Genomic DNA, 2,390 nt, shown 5'->3' on the forward strand with positions numbered 1-2,390 from the left:
TTTTAAATTTGGTACTCGACGGGATTTATTGATCAGTGCGTCAATATCACCAGACTTCACTAACTCTTGATAGCGATAAAATGTATCTCTTGAAACACCCATCACTTTGCATGCTCTGGATACATTCTGAAGCTCTTCAGCTAAATTGAGCAGACCTACTTTGTGTTTAATGATTTGATTGTTAGTATGCAACATAAGAAAGTTACCTTTGTTTGATTAAGATTTCGACACCTTTATCAAAACGGGTAACTTTCTCTTTTTCAAGAAGAATGTACGATCAAGTCTGAACTAATACAGTTGAGCATTTCATCTTCAAGTCTAGATTTTAGTTTAGTAATAATTTCAGCTTGTGCTGCTTCTTTTTCAATTTTATCAAAAGACTCGTAGATGCTATCAATATCTTCTTTAGAGGAAATGTATTGATCAAGCATTTTCAGTTTTAGTGTAATAGCCACACATTGGTTGAATAAATACTCTTGAATTTGGTTGTCATAAGCTTGCTGCATTTTTAAGGTATTTTCTGACCGTTTTGTAAGTAATGCTTCATTACTTTTTGCCACTTTAAGTAGTTCTTGTAAATCTTCAACCTGCAATTTTAGTTTAAATTTGTCTTCATCAAAATTTTTAATCATATGCTCAAGTGTTGTAGAAGCATTTCCGTGTTCCAACTTTCTTTTGATGTTCTCTAACTTTAATTTGGTGTTCTTACTTATTCTTGCTTGCAAATGCCCCTTTGATTTGTGATTTTTCCGGTATTTAAACTCTCTGAATTTTTTACGAATGATTTCATATAACCGTTTTGAAATGGTCATTACTTCCTTTGTGCTTAGTACAGCTACTTCAGCATATGGACCTAAATTATTGTGCTGAGTCACTGAAACATAAAATTCATTGGGATAATTTTTAAGCCACTCATTCTTATTTTGTAGTATGAATTCTTCTTTAAGCTCTCGATCATTTTGAATCCAGATATTAAGGTGCTCGTAGGGTCTTGCCATATTCTTGTCTGTAGGTAATTATTGACTTAATTGATATTAACTTAACATTAAATTAATGTTAAATAAAATTTTAAGTTAATATTAAAACTAATATTAATAGTAGTGTCTTACGCTTGAGTGCTGACTTTTACTGGCTAGAGCCGTGGGCAAAATTAGGGGAAATAGAATGAATTCATCTGAATCTAAGATTGCATTTTTTTTGCTGATTCATGACTATTCACCGATTGCTTTAAGTCCTCAAGCAAGGTGGCTATTACTTAAACTCATAGCTGAACTGAAATTGGGAGAAGCTGTTCCATCCATAAAAAAAATGGCAACGACCTTTCATATCAATGAAAAAAAAATTAAGGAATGTATTACTGAGTTGGAAGCCCACAGAATTTTAATCCAAGGAAAAGATGGGCTAACTTCTGAAAAAAAGAGTTATATCGATTACAGCCTATTCTTAGCTTGTATGAATGCAAAAAAAATTAATCCACTGAAATTAGAACAGTGGTTTCGTCAAACAGCAAGAGCAGATAATTTCCCTCTTATAGGGCTTTTTCAAAATCTTGTTGAAAACAGACTAGATGATTTTTATATGCACCATTTTCAACATACGTCATCTAGATTGTCGGGGATCTTGGATTTTAAGTCCGCTTTAGTGCTTATGGTATTGGTTAGAAATAGTAATCAATATGGGATTACCAATAAGTGTGGAATACACGAATTAAAGCACAAAACAGGTATGTCTAAAGATGCAATTTTTAGATGCATCAAGATATTAGAGATTCAGGGAGTGATCAGAGTAAGAGTTGATGGTGTGCTATCCAGTAAAATTTTAAGAGTATCTAATCCATTTTATATGCTGAATTTATCTCATGAAATCTGGCAGGAAGAAGCAACCTATGGACGGTATTTTATAATTCAATATCCAGAACCACACTCCTTTGAGGTGCAGCAGGTTGCAAGTTTATTGCAATTTTTAGAGAGCAAAAAAGCTACATTAACAAGTATTTTAACGATTAACGATGCTTATCAGATTTATGTAAACCTTTTCACAAGAGTGCCAGAGTTGATCAATGCTGCAAAAAGATTGACGATTGAGATGGTTAAGGTGTATTAGTTCAGACTTGATCGTACATTCTTCTTGAAAAAGAGAAAGTTACCCGTTTTGATAAAGGTGTCGAAATCTTAATCAAACAAAGGTAACTTTCTTATGTTGCATACTAACAATCAAATCATTAAACACAAAGTAGGTCTGCTCAATTTAGCTGAAGAGCTTCAGAATGTATCCAGAGCATGCAAAGTGATGGGTGTTTCAAGAGATACATTTTATCGCTATCAAGAGTTAGTGAAGTCTGGTGATATTGACGCACTGATCAATAAATCCCGTCGAGTACCAAATTTAAA

4 protein-coding genes are annotated in these 2,390 nt (G+C 33.1%); 2 read left to right on the top strand and 2 right to left on the bottom strand.

What is annotated here, in order from left to right:
- Together BJN41_RS13920 and BJN41_RS15690 are read right to left on the bottom strand one after the other, a co-directional pair.
- Positions 1 to 195 (bottom strand): helix-turn-helix domain-containing protein (locus BJN41_RS13920; RefSeq protein WP_034683890.1); only part of this gene is annotated, 195 nt, incomplete at its 3' end.
- A 65-nt stretch (positions 196 to 260) separates the two neighbouring features.
- Positions 261 to 998, bottom strand: coding sequence for an amino acid ABC transporter substrate-binding protein (locus BJN41_RS15690; protein WP_201787573.1), 738 nt, complete (start codon positions 996 to 998; stop codon positions 261 to 263).
- 166 nt (positions 999 to 1,164) lie between these two features.
- Here BJN41_RS15690 and BJN41_RS13930 point away from each other — a divergent pair, with 166 nt between their 5' ends.
- Positions 1,165 to 2,103, top strand: a complete 939-nt coding sequence (locus BJN41_RS13930) for a hypothetical protein (protein ID WP_227515246.1) — start codon at positions 1,165 to 1,167, stop codon at positions 2,101 to 2,103.
- A 93-nt stretch (positions 2,104 to 2,196) separates the two neighbouring features.
- Positions 2,197 to 2,390 (top strand): helix-turn-helix domain-containing protein (locus BJN41_RS15030; RefSeq protein ID WP_141730375.1); only part of this gene is annotated, 194 nt, incomplete at its 3' end.

This window comes from Acinetobacter towneri (assembly GCF_001758345.1).
Classification (GTDB): domain Bacteria; phylum Pseudomonadota; class Gammaproteobacteria; order Pseudomonadales; family Moraxellaceae; genus Acinetobacter; species Acinetobacter towneri_A.

Excerpts from the sequence above, each read along its gene's own strand:
- BJN41_RS15690 (WP_201787573.1), bottom strand. The coding sequence starts at position 998 with ATGGCAAGACCCTACGAGCACCTTAATATCTGGATTCAAAATGATCGA.
- BJN41_RS13930 (WP_227515246.1), top strand. The coding sequence starts at position 1,165 with ATGAATTCATCTGAATCTAAGATTGCATTTTTTTTGCTGATTCATGAC.